18 protein-coding genes are annotated in these 22,816 nt (G+C 46.8%); 7 read left to right on the top strand and 11 right to left on the bottom strand.

Translation table 11 applies throughout. The annotated features are described in order from the left end of the window. Positions 1–42 precede the first annotated feature (42 nt). From FYJ66_RS06810 to FYJ66_RS06790, 6 genes are all read right to left on the bottom strand, one after another. On the bottom strand, positions 43–1,665 hold the full coding sequence (locus FYJ66_RS06810) for a HAMP domain-containing sensor histidine kinase (RefSeq protein ID WP_154572764.1): 1,623 nt from the start codon (positions 1,663–1,665) through the stop codon (positions 43–45). 5 nt (positions 1,666–1,670) lie between these two features. Next, positions 1,671–1,949 carry a winged helix-turn-helix domain-containing protein gene (locus tag FYJ66_RS09420; RefSeq protein ID WP_338071186.1) on the bottom strand — a complete coding sequence of 93 codons (279 nt, stop codon included), beginning with the start codon at positions 1,947–1,949 and terminating at the stop codon, positions 1,671–1,673. Positions 1,950–1,955: 6 nt separating this feature from the next. Then, a complete protein-coding gene (locus FYJ66_RS09415) occupies positions 1,956–2,429 on the bottom strand; it encodes a response regulator transcription factor (protein WP_338071172.1) in 474 nt (157 codons plus the stop codon). 64 nt (positions 2,430–2,493) lie between these two features. Beyond that, positions 2,494–3,222 (bottom strand): polysaccharide deacetylase family protein, encoded by a 729-nt coding sequence (locus FYJ66_RS06800; protein WP_154572763.1) that lies wholly within the window; start codon positions 3,220–3,222, stop codon positions 2,494–2,496. Further along, complete coding sequence (locus FYJ66_RS06795; protein WP_154572762.1) at positions 3,212–4,390, bottom strand: MGDG synthase family glycosyltransferase; 1,179 nt, start codon at positions 4,388–4,390, stop codon at positions 3,212–3,214. Before FYJ66_RS06795 ends, FYJ66_RS06800 begins: the two co-directional genes overlap by 11 nt. Before the next feature lie 2,040 nt (positions 4,391–6,430). Then, positions 6,431–8,557 (bottom strand): CocE/NonD family hydrolase, encoded by a 2,127-nt coding sequence (locus FYJ66_RS06790; protein ID WP_154572761.1) that lies wholly within the window; start codon positions 8,555–8,557, stop codon positions 6,431–6,433. Between the two features lie 164 nt (positions 8,558–8,721). On the opposite strand from FYJ66_RS06790, the gene FYJ66_RS06785 reads away from it, so the two are divergent. From FYJ66_RS06785 to FYJ66_RS06775, 3 genes are read left to right on the top strand one after another with little or no spacing between them, the layout of a single operon-like run. Next, positions 8,722–9,624, top strand: coding sequence for a Ppx/GppA phosphatase family protein (locus tag FYJ66_RS06785; protein ID WP_154572760.1), 903 nt, complete (start codon positions 8,722–8,724; stop codon positions 9,622–9,624). Next, positions 9,597–11,828, top strand: coding sequence for a polyphosphate kinase 1 (gene ppk1, locus FYJ66_RS06780; protein WP_154572759.1), 2,232 nt, complete (start codon positions 9,597–9,599; stop codon positions 11,826–11,828). The genes FYJ66_RS06785 and ppk1 overlap by 28 nt, the downstream gene beginning before the upstream one ends. Positions 11,829–11,872: 44 nt before the next feature. Continuing rightward, on the top strand, positions 11,873–12,346 hold the full coding sequence (locus tag FYJ66_RS06775) for a C-GCAxxG-C-C family protein (protein WP_154572758.1): 474 nt from the start codon (positions 11,873–11,875) through the stop codon (positions 12,344–12,346). 144 nt (positions 12,347–12,490) lie between these two features. On the opposite strand, the gene FYJ66_RS06770 is transcribed toward FYJ66_RS06775, so the two are convergent. From FYJ66_RS06770 to FYJ66_RS06760, 3 genes are all read right to left on the bottom strand, one after another. Further along, a complete protein-coding gene (locus FYJ66_RS06770; RefSeq protein WP_206157023.1) occupies positions 12,491–13,375 on the bottom strand; it encodes a DUF1002 domain-containing protein in 885 nt (294 codons plus the stop codon). A gap of 169 nt (positions 13,376–13,544) precedes the next feature. Continuing rightward, positions 13,545–14,510, bottom strand: a complete 966-nt coding sequence (gene cysK / locus FYJ66_RS06765; RefSeq protein WP_465250562.1) for a cysteine synthase A — start codon at positions 14,508–14,510, stop codon at positions 13,545–13,547. Positions 14,511–14,652: 142 nt separating this feature from the next. Beyond that, positions 14,653–15,954: an O-acetylhomoserine aminocarboxypropyltransferase/cysteine synthase family protein gene (locus FYJ66_RS06760; RefSeq protein ID WP_154572755.1), complete on the bottom strand. Its 1,302-nt coding sequence runs from the start codon at positions 15,952–15,954 to the stop codon at positions 14,653–14,655. A 519-nt stretch (positions 15,955–16,473) separates the two neighbouring features. Here FYJ66_RS06760 and FYJ66_RS06755 point away from each other — a divergent pair. Genes FYJ66_RS06755 through FYJ66_RS06745 form a run of 3 tightly spaced genes read left to right on the top strand, consistent with a single transcriptional unit; the run spans position 16,474 to position 18,439 of the window. Next, on the top strand, positions 16,474–16,911 hold the full coding sequence (locus FYJ66_RS06755; protein ID WP_154572754.1) for an RrF2 family transcriptional regulator: 438 nt from the start codon (positions 16,474–16,476) through the stop codon (positions 16,909–16,911). 20 nt (positions 16,912–16,931) lie between these two features. Continuing rightward, complete coding sequence (locus FYJ66_RS06750; protein WP_154572753.1) at positions 16,932–17,930, top strand: putative ABC transporter permease; 999 nt, start codon at positions 16,932–16,934, stop codon at positions 17,928–17,930. 2 nt (positions 17,931–17,932) lie between these two features. Next, on the top strand, positions 17,933–18,439 hold the full coding sequence (locus FYJ66_RS06745; RefSeq protein ID WP_235897385.1) for an HD domain-containing protein: 507 nt from the start codon (positions 17,933–17,935) through the stop codon (positions 18,437–18,439). Between the two features lie 32 nt (positions 18,440–18,471). Here FYJ66_RS06745 and FYJ66_RS06740 read toward each other — a convergent pair whose 3' ends face one another. After that, positions 18,472–19,425 carry a ketopantoate reductase family protein gene (locus FYJ66_RS06740; RefSeq protein ID WP_154572752.1) on the bottom strand — a complete coding sequence of 318 codons (954 nt, stop codon included), beginning with the start codon at positions 19,423–19,425 and terminating at the stop codon, positions 18,472–18,474. Between the two features lie 357 nt (positions 19,426–19,782). After that, on the bottom strand, positions 19,783–20,355 hold the full coding sequence (locus FYJ66_RS06735; RefSeq protein ID WP_154572751.1) for a nitroreductase family protein: 573 nt from the start codon (positions 20,353–20,355) through the stop codon (positions 19,783–19,785). A gap of 1,605 nt (positions 20,356–21,960) precedes the next feature. On the opposite strand from FYJ66_RS06735, the gene FYJ66_RS06730 reads away from it, so the two are divergent. Then, positions 21,961–22,788, top strand: coding sequence for a hypothetical protein (locus FYJ66_RS06730; protein WP_154572750.1), 828 nt, complete (start codon positions 21,961–21,963; stop codon positions 22,786–22,788). Positions 22,789–22,816: the final 28 nt, after the last annotated feature.

Below are 22,816 nucleotides of genomic sequence, written 5' to 3'. Positions count from 1 at the left end.
GAGAGCCACTGAACCCGCCCCAGGCAACCGGCCACAGGCCGGCTATTTTACTGGCAGCGTAATAATAAATTCCGTGTTCATAGGCTTTCTCGGGTGTTTTGTTAAAACTATGGTGCCCCCGCAGCCTTCGATGACCTCCTTCACAATTGACAGTCCCAGGCCAGAGCCTCTTGACGCCCTGGCAGAATCGCCTTTTACAAAAGGATCAAAGATTGTGGATATGACGTTTTCGCTGACTCCCGGTCCGTTATCTCCCATGATGACCAGCACCTTGTCATCCCGCTGTTTAATAGAACAGAAAAGCGTAGACCCTTCGCCGCAATACCTGAGGTAATTATTAACCAGATTGTCGAAAACCCTCGTAAAGTGGGACTGATCTATGGAAACCATGATTTCCTCATCAGGAATATCCAGTTCCAGCTCTCTTCCTTCAATATCCAGTTCCTGATACCTTCCTGCCAGGTATTCCCTTGTAAACTCGCAGATATTGACCTTCTCCAGGTCGAATTTCATCTCCGGCCTGTTCATCATTGCATACTGGTGAAATTCGTTGATCAGCTCCGTCAGCTGGGTGCTTTTCTCCTCGATGGTCTGCAGGTATTTTTTCTGATCTTCAGGTGCCACAATTCCGTCGTTGATGGCCTTGGCATATCCCTGTATAACCGTTATAGGTGTTTTAAGATCGTGAGCTACACCGGAAATCATCCTCTGCTGGGCTTCCCGCATTTCCTGATTTTCATTTTCTGACACCTGCAGCTTCTTTGACATGGTGTTAAAACTGTGGCACATATCCATGAACTCAGTAGGTCCTTCATAGACGATAATACCGCCGGTTTTTCCCCTGCTCACATCACTCATAGCCTGCTCCAGGGCATGTATAGGTGTTTTTACCTTTCTTGAGATTATCAGGGAAAAAATCATCAGAAGTGCGAAGTATGCGGCCACTGTTCCAAGAATGATGAAGATGCTGTTTCTCTCCCGCCTGTTCATGGCAGACACAGAATCCGGCTGGCTGAATGCAACCAGTGTGTATTTCTCACTTTTTCCTGTGCTCTCTGATGTTTTCTTGAATCCCGTCTTTCTTACGCTGATATCCTTTCCCAGTTTTCCAGTAAGCAGCTTGTATTCATCTGGAGAATATCGGGTTTTATCAGAAAACTTAGTGGAATATATTACATTGTGATCTGAATCCAGCACATCAACATCACCAAAATCCACATAATCCGTGTACAGATCAGTTGTCCATATCCGGCGCACGAAGATAACCTGCTGTCCGTCGTCGTTTTCAGCTTTTTTTACACTTATATCTACGATCTGGTCTCTGGCTGGAATCAGCTTCAGTCCATCAGGAGTAAACTCTTTGATCGGGCATCTTCCAGTATGAAAAACAGTCTTTCCATTTTTGTCCAGGATCACCGCTCCGCTGTTGCCATTCAGATATCTGTGTATATTCACATTTTTAAACTCTGCAGATTCAGAATAATCTGAGGCCAGATTCTTGACATTCTTGTTAATGCTGGAATCAAAGGTATTTATGGTTACAAGAACCACTACCACATAAATCAGGACCACCAGGAACACCGAAAAAAGTATATGATTCCTTATTATTGTTGCAACGAAGCTTCCTCTTTTTATAGGCAGTTCCGGTTTTTTGCTTACATCCATGAATGCTATTCCTTTTCGATTTTATATCCAAGGCCTCTTATGTTCTTAATGTATTTTGGATGGCGGAAATCATCTCCCAGTTTGTCTCTCAAATTGGAAATATGAACCATAATGCTGTTGTCGTCTGACTGAAAATAGTCACCCATTACGTTTTCACAAATCTGCTGTTTTGTGTAAACCCTTCCCGGGTCTTTCATAAACAGCGCCAGGATCTTGAATTCGGTGGAAGTCAGCTCCACAAGGCGGCCATCCTGGGTAACCGTCTTTCCCTCATTGTCCAGCACCAAATCCTATACCTGGTAAACATCTCCGTCCTTGGATTTTTCCTGTTTTTCCTGTTCGGAACCATCGTTGAACTGATAATACCTTCTCAGATTAGACTTTACCCGTGCAACTACTTCAAGTGGATTGAAGGGTTTGGTCATGTAATCGTCTGCTCCCAGGTCAAGGCCCAGGATCTTATCTGTATCCAGATTTTTAGCTGAAAGGAAGATTATTGGAAAAGTATATTTCTGCCTCAGCTTCATGGTCAGCTCGTAGCCGTCCATCTTGTCCATCATGATATCAAAAACTCCGATGTCAGGGGGACACTCAAGTGCCATGTCATATGCCTCTTCCCCATTGGAAGCTATTTTCACATCATATCCGCTGCTGTTAAGATACAGCTTTAAAAGATTGGCTATATCTTTATCGTCTTCTGCAACCAGAACCTTGTAATTCATATTCCTTCCTCCATCAGGCAGGATTTTGCCTTCAGTTGCCATAAACTACCACCGCTTTCTATATTATATTACAACAACTACTTCCGTAACCTCCGCCAGGTAAAAACTATTTTTTCATAGTTTCAAATGTGTATCCCATGGACTTCCACACTGGCAGCACCATTTTCAGGGCCTCGATGGTTCTTGCGGGAGCGTCATTTTTCCCCCGTCCATCATGTATGCAGATAACGTCTCCAGGATGGACTCTTGCAAAAAGCTTTTCTGCTGTCACCTGACAGCTCTGGCCCCCTCTCCAGTCTTCTGCCATTACTGTCCAGTACACTCTCTTGAGGTTCATTCTATCAGTCTGCCTTACAGTTTCCCGGTTGATCTCACCCCAGGGTGCTCTGTAAAGCGTTGGATGTACATCCATTTTGTTCATGATCTCCAGGGACCGCCGGAATGTCTTTCTTGTAAAAACAGGACTGGCAAAAAGCCCGCTCTTGTGGAGATAGGAATGGAGCCCTATTTCGTGGCCCTCTTCTTTCATGCGTTCTATGGTTTCTGGATACTTTTCAGCAAAGGACGTAACTATGAAAAAAGTTGCCTTCACATCATACTGTTCAAGGAGATCCAGCAGTTCCATTGTATGGGGTCCGGGGCCGTCGTCAAAGGTCAGGAAAACAGGTTTCTTTCCTGCTTCCATTTCACCTGTTTTCTCCATTCTCCAGGCAATTTTGTTTCTCAGCATATACGGATACTTCTCTCTCACAGTAGGCAAAACGCTGTAATATCCCAGCCCTGCTGCCGCAGCCATACCTGCAACCAGAATTTTATTTTTTTTACTAACACTCATAGCTGAAAATTCCCACACTGTTTCTATCGTCTATATTGTCTGTATTTCTGCCGTCCATTACGGACTGATGATGCTTCTTCTTTATGTCCAGGTACATGATGTCCCCAATTCTGCTGCCGTAGCAGTCTTTTTTCAAGGTTGCCATAGACTCTTTCATATGGCGGATTTCATCTTTATCTGATATGAATTCCATCAGCTCCTTTGTATCTGCATCCTCTGCAGACCAGATGACCTTTGCCACGTGGTTTTTCTCCGCAAACTTTGCGTTGTAAACTTCCTGATTCAAGCGGGGCTCCAGAAAAAACAGAGGAGTCTCTGAAGAAATTCCTTCGAACAATGTTATGCCCCCAGGCTTCGTTATTAAAACATCAGCGTCTTTCATGAGCCGGTCCACATGGTTTACAAACCCCATTACCTTAAATTCCGGATGAGCAGCCTCCAGTTCTTTTTTTCTCTTCTCGTTACTACCGCACACCACTGTAACCCTGGCACCGTAATCCTTTGCAGCCGATTCCAGAAGTTCGTTCAGCTTATGGCTGCTGGAAGCCAGGCCCAGGCCTCCGCCCATTACCAGAATTTCTGGTGCATTTTCAACGTTCCTGCGGTCATACGGATTTTCCTGATTTCCATGGCAAAACGCTTTTTTCACCGGTATGCCGGTAACAAAAATCCTGGAGCGAGGAACCCCTTTATTCACCAGCTGCTGCACAGTCTCCTGGCTTCCCGCAAAATATCCGTCCGTGTCCTCTGCAACCCATTCACTATGGGGATGAATGTCTGTAATGCAAGTGTACAGAGGGATCTTTGATCCGGTGAACTCCTTATATACAGAAATATACCTGGAACAGCATGGAAAAATTGCTATCACCCCGCTGGCATTACTGCTTTCAATCAACCGGCCGATTTTCCAGGAAATATATGCCTTCATTGGCAGAAGGCTCACATTATCCGTAAAAGAAATGGCCTTGTTATAAAGGCCGGTCTGATTCATTACCAGCCTGTTAAAACTCCTGTATATCCATGCGCTTAAATGCGGAAACAAATACTCAACAAAATCTATTACCTTAACCTCATCATATCTGCTGTCCTCATCCAGCTGTTCCTTAACTGCCTCTGCGGCCTTGATATGACCCATCCCAAACCTGGCAGTAAGTATCAATATATTCATGGCCTATGCCTCCCCGTCATCTTTATCCTGTACAAGTATACGGTTCCATTCTTAAGAGGGACTGGCAAGATTCTTAAGATTATTTAAAAACCAGTTTCTGGTGGTTTAAGTATTGACATTTGGGGGACTGGCGGGTCTGGTATTCAAATTTGAGGGGCTGGCGGTTTAAGTGATGACACTTGAGGGACTGGCGGTTTAAGTGATGACACTTGAGGGACTGGCGGGTACGGGATTGGTTGGAGGACGCCACTTACGGGTTGGGGCGGCGTCCAGATTGGAGGTGTAGGGCGGATTGGACGCCAGTGGGCGGTTGGCGTGGCGTCCAGATTGGAGATGTATGGCGGATTGGACGCCAGTGGGTGGTTGGGGCGGCGTCCAGATTTGAGTTGTATGGCGGATTGGACGCCAGTCGGTGGTTGGCGTGGCGTCCAGATTCTTGGTGGTTGCTGATTTGGACGCCTGTTGGGTGTTGGCGCGGCGTCCAGATTCTTGGTGGTTGCTGATTTGGACGCCAGTGGGTGGTTGGGGCGGCGTCCAGATTCTTGGTGGTTGCTGATTTGGACGCCTGTTGGGTGTTGGCGCGGCGTCCAGATTTGGGTTGTATAGCGGAATGGACGCCAGTGGGTGGTTGGCGTGGCGTCCAGATTTGGGTTGTATGGCGGATTGGACGCCAGTGGGCGGTTGGCGTGGCGTCCAGATTGGGAATCCAGGGCGGATTGGACGCCACTTACGGGCTGGCGCGGCGTCCAGATTCTTGGTGGTTGCTGATTTGGACGCCTGTTGGGTGTCGGCGTGGCGTCCAGATTCTTGGTGATTGCTGATTTGGACGCCTGTTGTGTGTTGACGCGGCGTCCAGATTGCGTTTATAGAGTGATTTGGACGCCTGTTGGGGATTATGATGGCGTCCAGATTTGGGATCTATGGCGGAATGGACGCCTGTTGGGTGTCGGCGCGGCGTCCAGATTTGGGATTTATGGTGGATTGGACGCCTGTTGGGTGTCGGCGTGGCGTCCAGGTTGGAGATGTAGGGCGGAATGGACGCCAGTGGGTGGTTGGGGCGGCGTCCAGGTTGGAGATGTAGGGCGGATTGGACGCCACTTACGGGCTGGCGCGGCGTCCAGATTCTTGGTGGTTGCTGATTTGGACGCCTGTTGGGTGTCGGCGTGGCGTCCAGATTGTGGGTGTAGGGCGGATTGGACGCCACTTACGGGCTGGGGCGGCGTCCAGATTGGAGATGTATGGCGGATTGGACGCCAGTCGATGGTTTGCGCGGCGTCCAGATTGGGGTTGTATGGCGGATTGGACGCCAGTCGGTGGTTGGCGTGGCGTCCAGATTCTTGGTGGTTGCTGATTTGGACGCCTGTTTGGTGTTGGCGTGGCGTCCAGATTTGAGTTCTAGGGCGAAATGGACGCCACTTACAGGCTGGGGCGGCGTCCAGATTCTTGGTGGTTGCTGATTTGGACGCCTGTTTGGTGTTGGCGTGGCGTCCAGATTTGAGGTGTAGGGCGGATTGGACGCCACTTACGGGCTGGGGCGGCGTCCAGATTCTTGGTGGTTGCTGATTTGGACGCCTGTTGGGTGTCGACGTGGCGTCCAGATTCTTGGTGGTTGCTGATTTGGACGCCTGTTGGGTGTTGGCGTGGCGTCCAGATTTGGGTTGTATGGCGGATTGGACGCCACTTACGGGCTGAGGCGGAATGGACGCCACTGCAATATTTGACTGGCGTCCACTCCAAACTTATTAGCTCATCTGGACGCCTGCAGTCTTACAAAGAGGCGTCCACAACATTTCCACTCATAGGATGTGAGGGCCTGAGTCCGTTATTTTACGCACACAAAAGGGGCTTCTGTCCGGAATCCCCTTTTGCTACATTCCAAAGTTAATCTTAATTCAGTAATACCAATTGATCCGTGAACTTCTGCTATATCGTAATACCGGTCATTCCGCAGAATCCGGTTGTACCGATTATTCCGATTGTACCAGTTACTCCGGTTGTTCCGGTCATCCCCTTAGTAACCGGCTGCCCTGGACAATACAGCTACAACACCTGGATTTTGCAAGAGTCTGCTGCTTCTCCGCTTACTGGCAGCTCACCGCCCACAGATCCCAGATCCAGTTCAACTGAATATTTTTTGTGAATCAGGCAGTTTACCGGATCCTCTGTGCCAATTACCAGTTCCAGCCTGTGACCCTTCTGGACTGTATATCTTGTGGCGTTCAGGTAGCAGTGATAATCGTGGAAATCTCCCGGAACCAGCTGAATGCTCTCTGCTGCAGTTTCCGGCTCATAGGCTGAGGACGGATTGCAGAGGTCCATATATGCTCTAGTAATGATTCTGTAATTTGCAGATTTTTCGTCGAATTCAACTCTGTCGAATTTTTCCAGGCCTGGACCGTTGTCAATGGCGTCTTTCTCAACAACATTTACAGGAATCACATTTCTCTCCGGGTCTGTAGTTCTGACGCTGTTAAACGGCTCATCGCTGACATCGCAGAGGAGAAGAGTCAGCTTTATGTCGTCCATTTTTCCAGAAGCAGTTCCAAGGTTGAAGGTCAGAGCATCTGCATCGTTGACGTTCTCACCCTCAAAGGATTTTTCAGCGTCCCCTGTCTTCAGGGCGCCACGGAAGTCAATTCTTGGTGTTCCCTGGATCGTAAGTGGTGACTCAAGGGTTTTTGTGGCAAGGCGCAGGTTCATGTTAGTGGAAAAAAGTGACATTCTCTGGTCGAAGTTCTCCGGGGTAAGAGAGGCTTTTTCCCAGTCTGTGTCTATTACGCCCATGCCTTCCGAGTCTGATATCAGCTTTGTGTGGAGACCTGTATGCCACTGGTCTTCCTTTATCCAGTGATGCTGGTCATTGTTGTCCTGCACCAGGACTGCAGGCATTTTGCATGCACCGTTTTTCTGGTCGAAAAGATAATGAGACAGCCACTTGTTAACTATGTCGTCGTAGTTCTGACCGTCTACGGAAATTCCGTAGCCCTTGTTTGCCATGGTCGGAGTGAAGTGAGGTCCCTGATGGAGGATGACCTTTACATTCTGTCCGGCCTTCTGGAAGGAATCCATCATCATCTCGAACTGTTTTGTTGAAACGTTTTCGTCGTTCAGGCCGTGGATGATCAGAGCACTGCACTTCAGGTTTTTCCAGTTCAGTGTGTAATTCCCCTCTCCCCAGAATTTCTCGTCGTAGTCGAATCCGCACTTCAGCTGATCCATGGTGAACTGATTATGGAATTGGAGGATGCTGTTTTTCCCTTCCTCAGTAAGCTCCGGATCGTTGTACCGGCTTGAACAGAAATACGAAAGAAAACTCATCAGCATTTCCTTTGGCCAGTATCTCTGGGCACCCTGCTGATTCAGGAAACTGTACCAGTCAGATATTCCTGCAATTGGAACGATGGTTTCCAGGCCTTCAACTCCTGTAGTTGCAACAGCAAATGGCATTGTTCCCGCATAGGATCTTCCGGTCATGCCAACTTTTCCACTGCACCAGTCTGCCTTTGTCTCAAGCTTTCCTTCTCTGTCTGCAAAACCGATTCTGTCACCGTGGAGCCATTCCACCACAGCTTTGAAACTATCTCTCTCATAGGTGGAGCCTGTGTATTCAAACCCTTCTGAACCCAGGGTTCCAATACCTGAGCTTTCAACAACAGCATATCCTCTTACCAGATAGTAATCATAGGCATCAATATTGTCATAACCGTGCCTGGTTCCATCTCCTCCCTTATCCGGATAATACCACTGGGAAGGATCAGCAGAAGCAGCAGCTTCAAAGGCGGAAACAACTTTTTCAGCCTTCCTTCCAGCACAGGCCTTCTTCAGGTTTTCCATCTGAAATGGTTTGAAATTGCCATGATCCACTTCTTTCATGTGATCATATCCATCATCGTTTGTTCCTGTAGTGTAAGGCCTGGCCTCAAACAGTGCCGGTGCCTTGTATGTTCCGGCGGCAGCTGCTGCAGGTACCTGCACAAACGCCTTTACCAGGTCTTTCTTGCCGTCTCCGTCCATATCGAAATCTGTTTCCACATAAACACAATATCTGACAACAGCTGATTTTTCTGGAGCATAGTCCTCTCCGGTTTTACCGTCAGTAAAAGGAAACACAGGCTGTGCCAGCCCCTTTTCAAATACAGGTTTCAGCTGCAGATATGAATTGTCCATTTTATAAACCTCCATAAAAACAAGTAGTGGCCCACGGCTTCAATTATATCTGAAATTCCCTTAAAGGCAGCAAATTTTTACTAATAATTAACCTTACTTGTTTTCCATATTTAACAAAAGCAATATACTATTATTATCATGTGTTAACGAAAGGAGACACTACCATGAAGCAGGCTCTTATAGATATCGGATCAAACTCAATGCGGCTCACAGTATACGAGCTTGGCAATGATGATTTCAAAGTACTTTTCAAGCAGAAATACATGGCTGGTCTTGCGGGATACGTGGAGGACGGCCGCCTTACAGGTCCGGGAATCCTTAAAGCATGCAGCGGTCTTTCAGAATTCAGGAACACCCTGAACAGTCTGGGAATTCAGAACACGAAGGTCTTTGCCACCGCTTCTCTCAGGAACATCAGCAATACAGAAGAAACAGTTCACTTTATTGAAGGAGCCACCGGCTACCCTATTGAGGTTATTAGCGGCCGGGAAGAAGCTGCTCTGGGATATTACGGCGCAATGCTGGACCATGACATTTCAGACGGTGCTTACATTGACATCGGAGGAGCAAGTACTGAAGTGGTCACCTACAGCAATGGTAACCTTGAACATTCCGCAAGCTTCCCTGTAGGATCTCTTTATCTGTTTAAGAATTGTGTAAAAAAAATACTTCCCGGGCTGGGGTCTTTCGACAGGATGGAGAAAGAACTTCATCTGCGCATAGATGAAGAAGGTAATTTCCCATTTACACATAAAGAAAAGATTCTCTGTACTGGAGGAACTTCAAGGGCCCTGATGAAAACAGCAAGGAACTACTTCAACCTCTCTTCTGACTGCAACTCTATGTCCAGGGAACAGCTGGAAGAAATCTGTGCTTTTTTCGTGAAAGGCCGTACCCCTGTAAGAGACCTGATTCTGAAAACAGAACCAGAAAGAATACACACCTTAATTCCAGGGACAATGATTCTTCAGCACGTTGTGGAAAGACTAGATGCTGATGAGATTGTAATTGGAAAATACGGTGTGAGAGAGGGATATTTATGTCAGAGATTAATGCACCAGAAATAGATTGTACTCCTTCTGAAGAAAAAGTCCCGGGATCTAAAATACCAGAAGCCAAAGGGCATAAGTGCAAGTATACTCAAAACCGTGAGATCAGCTGGCTCCGCTTCAACATGCGGGTTCTGGATGAAGCCTGCGATCCAGCCGTTCCATTGATGGAACGAATAAAATTTTTTTCCATCTTCTCCAGCAACCTGGATGAATTCTTCATGGTCAGAGTTGGCAGCCTGGTAGACATGGCACAGCTGTCACCCCATGAAAGAGATAACAAGACAGGCATGAATGCAGGCGAACAGCTGGATCTCATTTATGAGACGGTTCACAGGATGATGCCGGCCAAGTACTCAAGGTACGAGAGACTGTGCAGAGAGCTTGATGACTGGGGGATTTCCAGGATTTCATTTGCCGGCCTGACAAATACCGACATGATTTTTGTCAGGAACTATTTTCTACAGCACATTCTTCCGGCAGCTTCCTCAGGTATTCTGGAGGATGGGTCTGATACCCTTGAGTTTAAAAGCAAGGATTTATATGTAGCATCCCGTCTGGAGAAAAACGGGCACCACTCCACTGGTGTTATAAAACTTCCGGACAATATCGAAAGATTTGTAAGACTTCCTGGAGAAGGAATACGGTACATTCTGACAGAGGATATTCTCTGCGGCATGGCTCAGGTGATTTTTAAGAAATATAAAGTGCTGGAATCCTGTATTTTATCCGTTACCAGAAATGCGGATCTCAGTTTTGATGACGAGAAATTCGATGACAGCGACGATGATTTTCTTGAAAAATTTTCCCGCCTTCTCCACAAGCGAAACATGCTGTCAGTAGTAAGGCTTGAAGTGTCCTGGCCTGTTTCCAGCCAGATGATTGCTCAGCTTAAAAAAACTTTTGATATTATAGACACACAGATTTTCATTGAAAAATGTCCTATTAAGCCCGATTACGCATCTGCTCTTATCCGCCTCCTGCCGGCCCAGGACAGAAACACCTTGCTGTACAGGCCATACGATCCTGTGTGGCCTTCTGATATTAGTACATCAAAGTCCATGGTAGAGCAGATCATGGAAAAAGACAGACTTCTCTTTTTCCCATTCGATTCCGTAGATCCATTTTTGAATCTCCTGGTGGAAGCCTGTAACCGGACTGATGTTTTTTCCATAAAGATCACCATATACAGGCTGGCCAATCCATCCCGCATCGCATCAATTCTGTGCAGAGCAGCAGAAAATGGTAAGGATGTTACCGTACTCATGGAACTGAGAGCAAGGTTTGATGAGGCAAACAACATTTTCTGGGCAAAAAAAATGGAACAGTCGGGATGCAAGGTATTCTATGGGCTGGAAAAATACAAATGCCACAGCAAGCTTTGCCTGATTTCCATGAACACAGAGGGCGAGATTCATTATATTACCCAGATAGGAACCGGTAACTATAACGAAGTCACCAACAGGCTTTATACTGACCTGTCCCTCATGACCGCCTCCCGTGAAATTGGCAAGGACGCAGATGATTTTTTCCGGAATATTATGGAGTCCCGGATAAATGGAACATATTCAAGGCTTCTGGTATCTCCTCTGGGCATAAAATCTTCATTGATAAGCATGATCAATGAGCAGGCTCGCCTTGGAAAGGAGGGCTACATCTGCATCAAGGCTAACTCAGTAACTGAAAGGGGAATAATTGACGCCCTGGCACAGGCGTCCATGGCCGGTGTTGAGATAAGGCTTATCATCCGTGGAATATGCTGCCTGCTTCCTGAAGTTCCCGGATATACAGATAACATTCATGTTACAAGTATAGTGGGAAGATACCTGGAGCACGGCAGGATCTACTGTTTTGGCAGAGGAGAAAATGCAAAATTGTTTATTTCCTCGGCGGACCTGATGACCCGTAACCTGAACAGGCGGGTGGAAGTAGCCTGTCCCGTTGCTGATCCGTATATCAGGAAAGAGCTTCTGACCATCCTTGACACCCAGCTCAGGGACAATGTAAAAGCCCGCACAATGAGAAAAGACGGTACATATGAAAAAAAAGCTCTCCTCCCTTCTACCACCCTTCAAGGTGCATCAATAAATGCAGCAAGGAGTTCCGGCACTTCCAACTCAGGAAGTATATGCAGCAGCCAGGATGAATTCATGGTAAAATCCATTCATAATGAATCAGATTCTCCTGAAACTGATAACTATTTCTCAAAACTTTGGTCCTAGGTCTTATTGCTCCTGAGGCCGGCCAGATTAACAGAGGTTGTGCGATGAAAGAAGTAACTGAAATACCAGAAAAAACTGATAGCAAGGAAGAAGAAATATTTAATAATTTTGGAAAAGGAATTTGCTGCGCTGCCCAGGTTTTCGGGGCTCTGGCCCCATACTGCGGTATTGATCCTGACCAGGCCAGGAAAATCGCCTCCTGTTTCGGATCCGGCATGACCTGCGGCGGCACATGCGGCTGTGTTACGGGAGCCCTCATGGCCATAGGATGCAAATACGGCAACTTCAAACCTGACCAGATGGATCAGCGTGCAGTTCTTTTTGATAAGAGGAAGGAATTTCTTCAAAAGTTTGTCAGCAGATTCGGAAGTTGTAACTGCCCTGAGCTTCTGATGGACTATGATCCCGGTAACCCTCAGGATCTGGAAGTTATAAAATCAAGAAAGCTGATGCTGAAGGTCTGCGCACCTATGGTCATAGCAGCCATAGAAACAGGCCGTTCAATATTGGAAGAGTAATTCGTTAATCAAAAACGCAAAACTCCGGAGTACCTCATCTGAACCGACCCGGGAATGTGTCAATCATTCTGGATTTTCTTGGGTTCAGGGGGTCTCCGGAGTTTTCTTCTGCCTGAAAGCTATGTAAGAATCACACTAATTTTCCTAAGCAAAAATGCTGTTTATCCATGCCAGGAATCTGTTCCACAGGTTTCCGGCATTTTCTTTATTGACGCCCAGGTCTCCCAGCTTGTCCAGGAGCTGAGAAGCCTGGCTCTTGAGAGCGCTCAGGTTCAGATCCAGTCCGGACAGCTTCTCCAGCAGCGCCTGAATCTCCTGCTTCTGCTGGTCTGTAAGGCTGACACCGTACTTATTTGCTGCATCTGTAATGGCCTGAGGTATATCTTCCTTATTTACATCGCCGGAAGCTACCTGCTGCTTAAGGTCTGCCATCATTCCCTCAACTGCTGATGGATCAGCATCCGTGTTGTTCTCCAGGTCCCCTGTTGTGGTAAGCTCATCTACTGCACCATCTATGGTCTTGTCGTTAACCGGCTTTCCTGTCATTTCTGAATAAGCCTTAATAGCTCCAACCAGTGCAGCTGTTCCGGAAATCTGGGTTGGTCCTGCCACAGTAACCTTTATGTCCTTTGCTCCTGCTGTTGCCAGAGCATTCTGGTACATTCCCTCAGTACAGTAGGTGATGTTCTTGGTTTCCACCTGGATGCCGCTTCCCTTCTCTCCCTTTTCAATAAGAACAGATGACAGAGCCCTTGTTCCTATTGCTGAAGAAGAAACGTAGCTGTCCAGATACTTGTGTTCTTCCTGGTTTGTAACAGTCGAAATACCGTATTTGTCAAGATCGTCGCTGTCCACTCCCAGAAGCTGGTAAACAGTCTGTTTCTCTGAACTGGTCAGGTCTGCACCTAGGGACAGATATGGTTTATCTCCTGAGATCAGTCCAGCATAGGCCGGAAGTCCTGCAGATCCGGCTACAGCAAAGATCAGAAGTGTGCTGCAAATAATAGCTGCAGTTTTTTTCAATGGCATGTCCTTTCCTCCTGTATTGTATTCAAAAGACATATTGATTTCGCAATAATAGTCAAGATGGTTCCCTCAACAATGAACCACCATTGGTGTATATTAACAGATTTATCTGCCAATGTAAAAACCCGGCAACTTTAGAAAAAAGCCGCCGGGTTTTGCAACCAGATCTATATTAAGCCTCGAACAGTGGTGTTGACAGGTATCTGTCTCCAGAATCTGGAAGCAGAGCAACGATTGTCTTGCCCTTGTTCTCTTCTCTTCTGGCGATCTCGATAGCTGCCTGAAGAGCTGCACCTGAGGAAATACCAACCAGGACGCCGGCCTTCTTTGCAATCAGTCTGCCACCTTCAAAAGCCTCTTCGTTTGAAACTGTGATTACTTCATCGTATACGGAAGTATCCAGTGTGTCAGGAATGAATCCTGCGCCAATTCCCTGAATCTTGTGCGGCCCTGCCTTTCCTTCTGAAAGTGTAGGAGAATCCTTTGGCTCAACAGCTACTACCTTTACATCAGGATTCTGAGATTTCAGATACTCTCCTGTTCCTGTTACTGTTCCGCCAGTACCTACTCCTGCTACGAAGTAATCTACCTGGCCATCTGTATCTTCCCAGATTTCAGGACCAGTTGTAGCCTTGTGATACTCAGGGTTTGCCGGATTTACGAACTGACCTGGGATGAATGAATCCTCAATCTGCTCTGCCAGCTCATTTGCCTTTGCAATAGCTCCCTTCATTCCCTTTGAACCTTCTGTGAGAACCAGCTCAGCACCATAAGCCTTCATCAGCTGTCTTCTCTCAACACTCATTGTTTCAGGCATTACGATAATAATTTTGTAGCCTCTGGCAGCTGCAACTGATGCCAGTCCAATTCCAGTGTTTCCACTTGTTGGCTCGATAATTGTGGAGCCTGGCTTAAGCTTGCCCTTTGCCTCAGCATCGTCCAGCATTCCCTTTGCAATACGGTCCTTTACAGAACCTGTAGGATTGAGGTACTCCAGCTTTACCAGAATCTTAGCCTGCAGTCCCAGCTCCTTTTCAATATTTGTCAGCTCCAGAAGTGGTGTTTTTCCAATAAGCTGATCTGCTGATGTATATACCTTTGCCATTTTGATTACTTCCTTTCTTTTGTATGCACTCATGTATTTGCGCATCCCCTGCTTAATTATCTAAAAATATGAATTCTGTTATACAAACCCATCATATAACAATTTTTTATTAACTCTAGTCCAAATACCCCTGTTTATAAAAATCCCTGATTCTCTTATTTCTTATCTATTTCTTCTATTTCTGAAGTGCTCTTACAGCATCGAAGCCCTTCTTCAGATCTCCGATGATGTCATCAATGTGCTCTGTTCCAATGGACAGACGAATAGTTGTTTCCTTGATATCCTGCTCAGCCAGCTCCTCAGGAGTAAGCTCTGCGTGAGTTGTTGTATAAGGATGAATTACAAGGCTCTTAACATCAGCTACATTTGCCAGCAGTGAGAAAAGCTCCAGGTTGTCGATAAACTCAAATGCCTCTTTCTGTCCGCCCTTAATGTCGAATGTAAAGATAGATGCTCCTCCATTAGGGAAATACTTCTCATAAAGTTCGTGATCCGGATGATCAGGGAGAGACGGATGATTTACCTTCTCTACCAGAGGCTCGTTTACCAAGTACTCGATTACCTTCTTTGTATTCTCTGCATGTCTGTCCAGTCTCAAAGACAGTGTCTCTGTTCCCTGAAGCAGCAGGAATGCATTGAATGGAGAAAGTGTAGCACCCTCATCTCTCAGAATGATTGCCCTGATATATGTTGCCAGAGCTGCAGGTCCTGCAGCACCTACGAAGGATACGCCGTGATAGCTTTCGTTTGGAGCTGTCAGCTGAGGATACTTGCCGCTGGCCTCCCAGTCGAAGTTTCCTCCGTCTACTACGATTCCGCCCAGTGTTGTTCCGTGGCCTCCGATGAACTTTGTAGCAGAGTGAACAACTACGTTAGCTCCGTGCTCAAGAGGTCTGAACAGATATGGTGTTCCGAAAGTGTTATCAACAACTACCGGCAGGCCGTGAGCATGTGCGATTTCTGAAATCTTGTCAACATCCGGAATATCACTGTTTGGATTTCCCAGAGTTTCGATGTAAACCAGCTTTGTGTTATCCTGAATGGCATCTTCAACTTCCTGAAGATTGTGGGCGTCTACGAAAGTTGTCTGAATTCCGAAGTCTGCCAGTGTGTGCTTCAGCAGGTTGTAAGATCCGCCGTAAATTGTTTTCTGTGCAACTACGTGATCCCCAGCCTTAGCCAGAGCTGTTATAGTATATGTAATGGCTGCTGCACCAGATGCAACTGCCAGGCCGGCAACACCGCCTTCAAGTGCTGCGATTCTCTTCTCAAATACATCAACTGTGGAGTTTGTCAATCTTCCGTAAATATTACCTGCATCTCTCAGACCGAATCTGTCTGCAGCATGCTGTGCATTATGGAAAACATAGGATGTTGTCTGGTAAATAGGAACTGCTCTTGAATCTGTAGCTGGATCAGGCTGCTCCTGTCCTACGTGAAGCTGAAGTGTCTCGAATCTATAGTTATTGTTGCTCATTGTTGTCTCCTCATTATTTGATCTTGATCATTCTATCTGTTGATCATAGAATTGTTAATATATGCAAATTTTGTATCCTGTTTTCTTTTGTAAAAAACATCGTCCGTAGCCTGCTGCTTTTGCGGAGACGTTCCGTCAGTTATTTCTCCCGGACAGACTAAGGGCGATCTTGATCCTGACAACAGGAAGGACAGGATTCCATTGAGCTTCTCGCCATCTCATCTGAACGAGAGCTTAACATTCGTCCAAATCTGTAATTTGATCTAAGCAGTTTTGTAAATATAACTTGCATGATCCTTTCTCCTTCCCAGTCAGCAATTAATTGAATAAACATCTACATACCTTTATGTTTTGTAAACAAATTATGAATATTTACCTGTAGGGTCTTTACAATTACCCACCCGCTTGGTATGTTATTGGTATAATAAACGTAATAACCTACTGTGTCAATAGGTAATTTCGTTTTTTCATAAAAAAATTATTTAGTTTTAGTAAAAGAATATAAGCAAGAGGTGTTCTATGAAAATTTCAACTAGAGGCAGGTACGCCATAAGAGAAATGGTAGACCTTGCACAACATGGAGATAACAATTATACTCCTCTGAAAGAGATTGCTGAGCGTCAGGATATTTCTGAAAAATACCTGGAGTCCATCACCAAGGTTCTTGTCAGGGAAGGTCTTTTAATAGGAAAAAGAGGAAAGAACGGCGGATACAAGCTTTCCCGCGATCCCTATGCCTACACGGTCTGGGATGTTCTTTCCATTCTGGAAGCAGACGATCTTGCCCCTGTAGCATGTCTGGAGCCTGATTCTGAAAAATGTCCTCGGGCAGATAAATGTCCTACTGTCTCTATGTGGAAGGAATGGGGTCATCTTACAGAAGAGTATTTTTCATCTATTACTATAGGACAGCTGGCAGATCTTCCTCAGCCGTTTTTTGAAGGTGCCTATATTTAAACATCTATCCGGAGGTTGCGATGATTATTTTCGGTATGGAAACCTATGAAATGCTTGAGTTTTTTATGATCTATTCCTTCCTGGGATGGTGTCTGGAAGTGGTATACCACGCTGTTTCTAAGGGAATGATCGTAAACAGAGGTTTCCTCAACGGACCTGTGTGTCCTATCTATGGATTCGGTGTAGTTTCAATCTTCATAATGGTGCATCTTCTTTCCACCAACAAAGACGGTATGCTTAGCCAGGACATTGGACAGGTCAGCGCCCTTGCTATCTTCCTTGGAGGAGTTGTTCTCTCCACCCTGATTGAACTCATAGGTGGCTTCGCCCTGGACAAAATTTTCCACGCCAGATGGTGGGACTACAGCGACAAGCCCTTTAATCTTAACGGCTACATTTGTCCCGAATTCAGCATTCTGTGGGGCATCGGCATCCTGCTGATTGTCCGCATAGTCCAGCCCGCCATGGCTGACGCCACAAATTCACTTATTCCCCGTAAATACGGCTGGATTGCCATTGCTGTTTTCTACTGCTGCCTGCTGGCAGATATAATAGTATCCGTTCTCATTATGGCAGGCCTGAACAAGAGAATCAGAGAACTGGATTCAGCAAAAAAAGAAATGCGGAAATTCAGCGACGGCCTTACAAATGTCCTTGCCGAAAGCAGCATCAGTACTGCCAGGCACCTGGACGAAGCAAGAGTTCAGGGAGCCCTTGCAGAAGCCCAGCTTCGGGATGATATTTATGAAAAAAGCAGTGAGCTTAGAGCCTCTGCTGACCACCGGCGGCAGGAGCTGGAAGAGGAGTACAAGTTGCGCAGGTCGGAACTTATTGCAAAAGCCAGTGCTCACCGCATCATGGGAACCGGCCGTCTCCTGAGAGCCTTTCCTGACATGACCCACAGAGACCACCCAGAAATTCTCAGCGCCTTACGGGATGAACTAAAAAAACACAGCACCGAAGCAAAAACGCATAAAGAAAATCAAACAGAACAGCGTACCGAGTCAAAAAGAGATTAACAATGAGACTTTTCAAATCGTCAAAGGAAACCACCGGTGAACCAGAACACTCTGCCGAACCGGACAAGGGATTACTGAATCCAGCAGACTCCTTAATGGATTCCATGCTCAGTGATCCGAAAATTTTACAGATGAACAACTACATTCAGCACGGAAAGGTCACTTCATACCAGCACGTAAAAAGAGTGGCTGCCATGAGCCTTGCCATCTCACGTTTTTTTCACCTGAAAACCGACGAAGAGGTTCTGGTGCGGGCAGCCCTTCTCCACGACTATTATCTGTACGACTGGCATGGTCACGGAGACCATCTCCACGGATATCACCACCCCTTCATTGCAGCAGAAAATGCAGCAAGGGACTTTCATGTAAGTGAGAAGGAACAGGAGTGCATCCGCACCCACATGTGGCCCCTGAACATAAAAAGGCCGCCTGCATCAAAGGAGGCGGCCATAATATGTATTGCTGATAAGCTCTGTTCTCTGGACGAGACCCTGCGCATGCGCAAATAGAACCATCATTTTTCTCACCGCATAGTGCAGATTTACTTCAGTCCCCGCCTCATCAGCTCTTTCGCTACTTTTTCATATGCAGGAAGAGAAACTCCATATTTTTTTCCTGTTCTCACTACCTGATAAACCAGGCCGTCCACTTCAGATGGTCTCCCTGCATCAACATCTCTCTGCATTGACGTATTGGCATCTTCAGACAGCCCGTCCATAATCTGCAGATTCAGCTTCACATAATCCTGCTGAAAAGGGAATCCCATTGCCTCTGCCAGCTTCTCTATTTCCCGTATCATTTCAACAAACAGGTCTCTTTTTTCTCCCTCATGCATAAAATCCCGGGCAACTCCATGGTAATACAGGCCGGCAGCTCCCGCAGGTGAAACATAAGAAAATTTTCCAAGAGCATCCCTCTCAATATTCCGGGAATTAATGCCTGTGATTCCGCACTCATTCAGATCCTCAGCAATATCATCAAGGATTTTCCGCTCTTCCTGTCCCTTTCTTGCTCCAAAAAGTATGCGAAGTATGGGCCCGTGCTGCACTATGCGTCCCGGAGCCTCTCTGTCCGCAGACACGTATATGCACCCGTCCGTAACGTAACACCCCGGCAGTTCTTCTTGCATGGCAGCTCCTGTTCCGAAAATATTCAGCACAGGAATCACCACTGTATCAGGACCGGCACACTCCCTGATAAACGGAATCATCCCTTCCAGAGAATAGCCTTTAACACAGACAAAGATCACATCCGGTGCTCCCTGCCCTGCTGCAGCCGGATTTCTTAAAGTTGCCAGGTACTCATCCATAGACATGGCACTTACTTTTACTGTCTCTTCAGACCCATCCCAAAGGCGTCGTAAAGTAAGGCCTTTTTTTCTCATCACCTGAAGATGTTCCCCTCTGGCTATAACAGTACAATCCCTGCCCGCCTTCGACAGAAAAAATCCAATTGTTCCTCCTGTTCCGCCGGCTCCTGCAATCATGTATTTCATCTCTCTCCCGTCCCTTCTTATCAAATTACCTGGTCAGGCAATTCAACTGCATCCTGATTCCATGGAAATTCTCACATTCCGGAATATCTCCAACGTCCCTACAGCATCCCTCCATCTTTCCCATGGAATTCTTCAACAAGCTTATCCCATATTTTGCCAATTATAATACCACACATCATCCCCTCAATTCACATATTCCTTATCAGAGCCCGGCGAAGCTGTTCCAGAATACCCGAACTAATTTTTCTATCAAAAAGATGCAGCGGAATATCCCATCCTGCTGCACCGTTCATCTTCTATTTATTTGAATATATCGTTTATCCGGTTTTATTTGAGTTTATCTGAATTTATTTAAGTCTATCTGAAAACCTTTGTCCTGGCTTCAAGATCCTGCTCAGGCTTCGGATCCGGCTCTGCAGAAATACCGCCAAATGGCATCTCAGCTACAAGCCGGTAGCTGTCAGGAACATCAAACATTTTTTTCACCATCTCATCAATCACCGGATTATAATGCTGAATATTTGCTCCCACACCAACTTCTCTCAAAGCTGTCCATACAGAAATCTGCAGCATTCCATTTGCCTGCTGCGCCCATATAGGGAAATTATCCGCATATGAAGCAAACCGCTCCTGCAAACCCTTTACCACATCCTCATCAACAAAATACAAAACGGTTCCAGCACCGGCCTTAAACCCGTCAATTTTCTCCCTCTTTACCTTGCCGCCAAATGCGTCATAAATTCCATCCCACAGCTGATCCTGCTTATCCCCCAGCGCAACTACAACCTTTGCACTCTGCATATTAAAAGCATCCGGAACAAGAACAACTGCCTCTTTTATAATCTTGATCACCTCATCCTCAGAAACCGGCAGATTCTTATTAATCTGATAAACACTTCTCCTCTTCCCAAGTGAACTCAAAATTCCCATAACAATCCTCCCCTTTAAAAAATCTGAAATACCGCCCGGGCCTCGGTTTGCCGCCCGGGCCTTTGTTTGCCGCCCGGGCCTTCGGCTTGCCGCCCGGGCCTCGGTTTGCCGCCCGGGCCTTCGTTTGCCGCCCGGGCCTTCGTTTGCCGCCCGGGCCTTCGGTTTGCCGCCCGGGCCTAGGCTTGCCGCCCGGGCCTTCGGTTTGCCGCCCGGGCCTTCGTTTGCCGCCCGGGCCTAGGCTTGCCGCCCGGGCCTTCGGTTTGCCGCCCGGGCCTTCGTGTTATAAATATTAATACTAAATTATATTGTCAATGCTGTAATATTAAATATTACAGCATTATATTAATACCATTTTAGTATAATTTCAACATCTATTAATTATGAATATTGTATTTTCGTTCAAACATTAATCTGGACGCCGCTCACTCCAGCACATGGCGTCCAATCAGCCTCACACCCCCGATCTGGACGCCACCTCATCACCACACTGGCGTCCATTCCGCCCCACATCCACAATCTGGACGCCGCACAGACGCCACCCACATCAGCTCATGGCGTCCATTCCTCCCTCCGTCCACAATCTGGACGCCCTCCACTCCAGCACATGGCGTCCATTCTGCCCAACATCCCAAATCTGGACGCCGCCCTCACTAGCACATGGCGTCCATTCCACCCAACATCCCAAATCTGGACGCCGCTCACTCCAGCACATGGCGTCCATTCCACCTCACATCCACAATCTGGACGCCACACCAACTCTCACATGGCGTCCATTCCGCCCCACATCCCCAATCCGGACGCCACACCAACTCTCACATGGCGTCCATTCCTCTCAACATCCCCAATCTGGACGCCACACCAACTCTCACATGGCGTCCATTCCACCTCACATCCACAATCTGGACGCCGACCTCACTAACACATGGCGTCCATTCCGCCTAACATCTCAAATCTGGACGCCGCCCACTCCAGCACATGGCGTCCATTCCTCCCCAAATCTCCAATCTGGACGCCGCCCACTCCAGCACATGGCGTCCATTCCGCCCCACATCCCTGATCTGGACGCCACCATCACTAACACATGGCGTCCATTCCACCTCACATCCCAAATCTGGACGCCGCCCACTCCAGCACATGGCGTCCATTCCGCCACACATCACCAATCTGGACGCCGCCCACTCCAACACATGGCGTCCATTCCTCTCAACATCACCAATCTGGACGCCGCCCTCACTAGCACATGGCGTCCATTCCTCTCAATATCCCAAATCTGGACGCCGCCCACTCCAGCACATGGCGTCCATTCCGCCCCACATCCCAAATCTGGACGCCGCATGGACGCCGCACAGACGCAGCACAGGCGCCGCACAGACGCCGCACAGATGCAGCCCGCCAGGTGGGCGTACATTTTCCAAAAAATCCCTTTATCCGACATTAAAATGCACAATTTTATTCCGCTATTGAAATCAGATGAAAGCTATTGCACAATGGCGTTAACAACGATTTGACTGGAAATTGGAGGACAATTGAGTGGCTATTGCCGGGCTATGCAGGTGGATGTGTTTAAATTTTTAAACGTTGATTTTGAAAGGGATGTGGGTGTTTATGGATATTAGTTTGATTGTTGAATATTTTCAGAATGTTATCAGCGAGCTGGACAGGCTGGTAGAAATGAAGGAAGAAGAAGTTAAGAAGGCTCCTGCTGGTACTGTAAAGGCGAATTCTCATGGAAAAGGCTTCCAGTATTATGCCCGTGTTGATGGGGACGAGAAATTCAGATATATCAAGAAATGTAATGTTGAGTACGCCCGGCAGCTTGCTCAGCGCCGTTATGATGATGAAATTTTGAAGCAGGCGAAGAAAGCGCTGGACAACATCAGAAAAATTGTGAGCCTGATTGATAAAGGAATGTTTGATCCGGACACGGTTTTTTACGGAATCCCTGATGGAATACGAAGTCTGGTGAATCCAGTTGTTACACCTGCAGACCAGGCTTTGGAAGAGTGGAAGAACATTAAGTATTCAGGCTTGCCATTTAAACCTGATGATCCTGAAATATATACAAAAAAAGGTGTTCGTGTGCGTTCTAAGGCGGAGAGAGATACGGGGAATATCTTTGAAGATGCTGGAATCGATTACCACTATGAAATGCCCGTGTTTTTAGAAGGATATGGAAAGGTTTTTCCTGATTTTACAATCTATGATAAAAAGACGCGGCAAGTAACCTACTGGGAACATTTCGGTCTTGTCAACGACGGTGAATATGCAAAAAAAGTATTTGATAAACTGTCATCTTACGAAAAAAACGGCATTATTCTGGGGAAGAATCTGGTCATGACCTTCGAAACAATGCGAAGGCCGCTGGACTCCAGGACAATTTCCATGCGACTAAAAGAATTAAAGGAAAGTCCGATCTCAGCGGCCTATTTCTAACGTTTATTTTTGATTTTATTCAATGTTG

This window comes from Allobaileyella intestinalis, from assembly GCF_009695865.1.
GTDB classification, from domain to species: Bacteria; Bacillota; Clostridia; order Peptostreptococcales; family Anaerovoracaceae; genus Allobaileyella; species Allobaileyella intestinalis.
The sequence above is the reverse complement of the archived record's forward strand: the minus strand, read 5'-3'. Positions and strand labels throughout refer to the sequence as shown.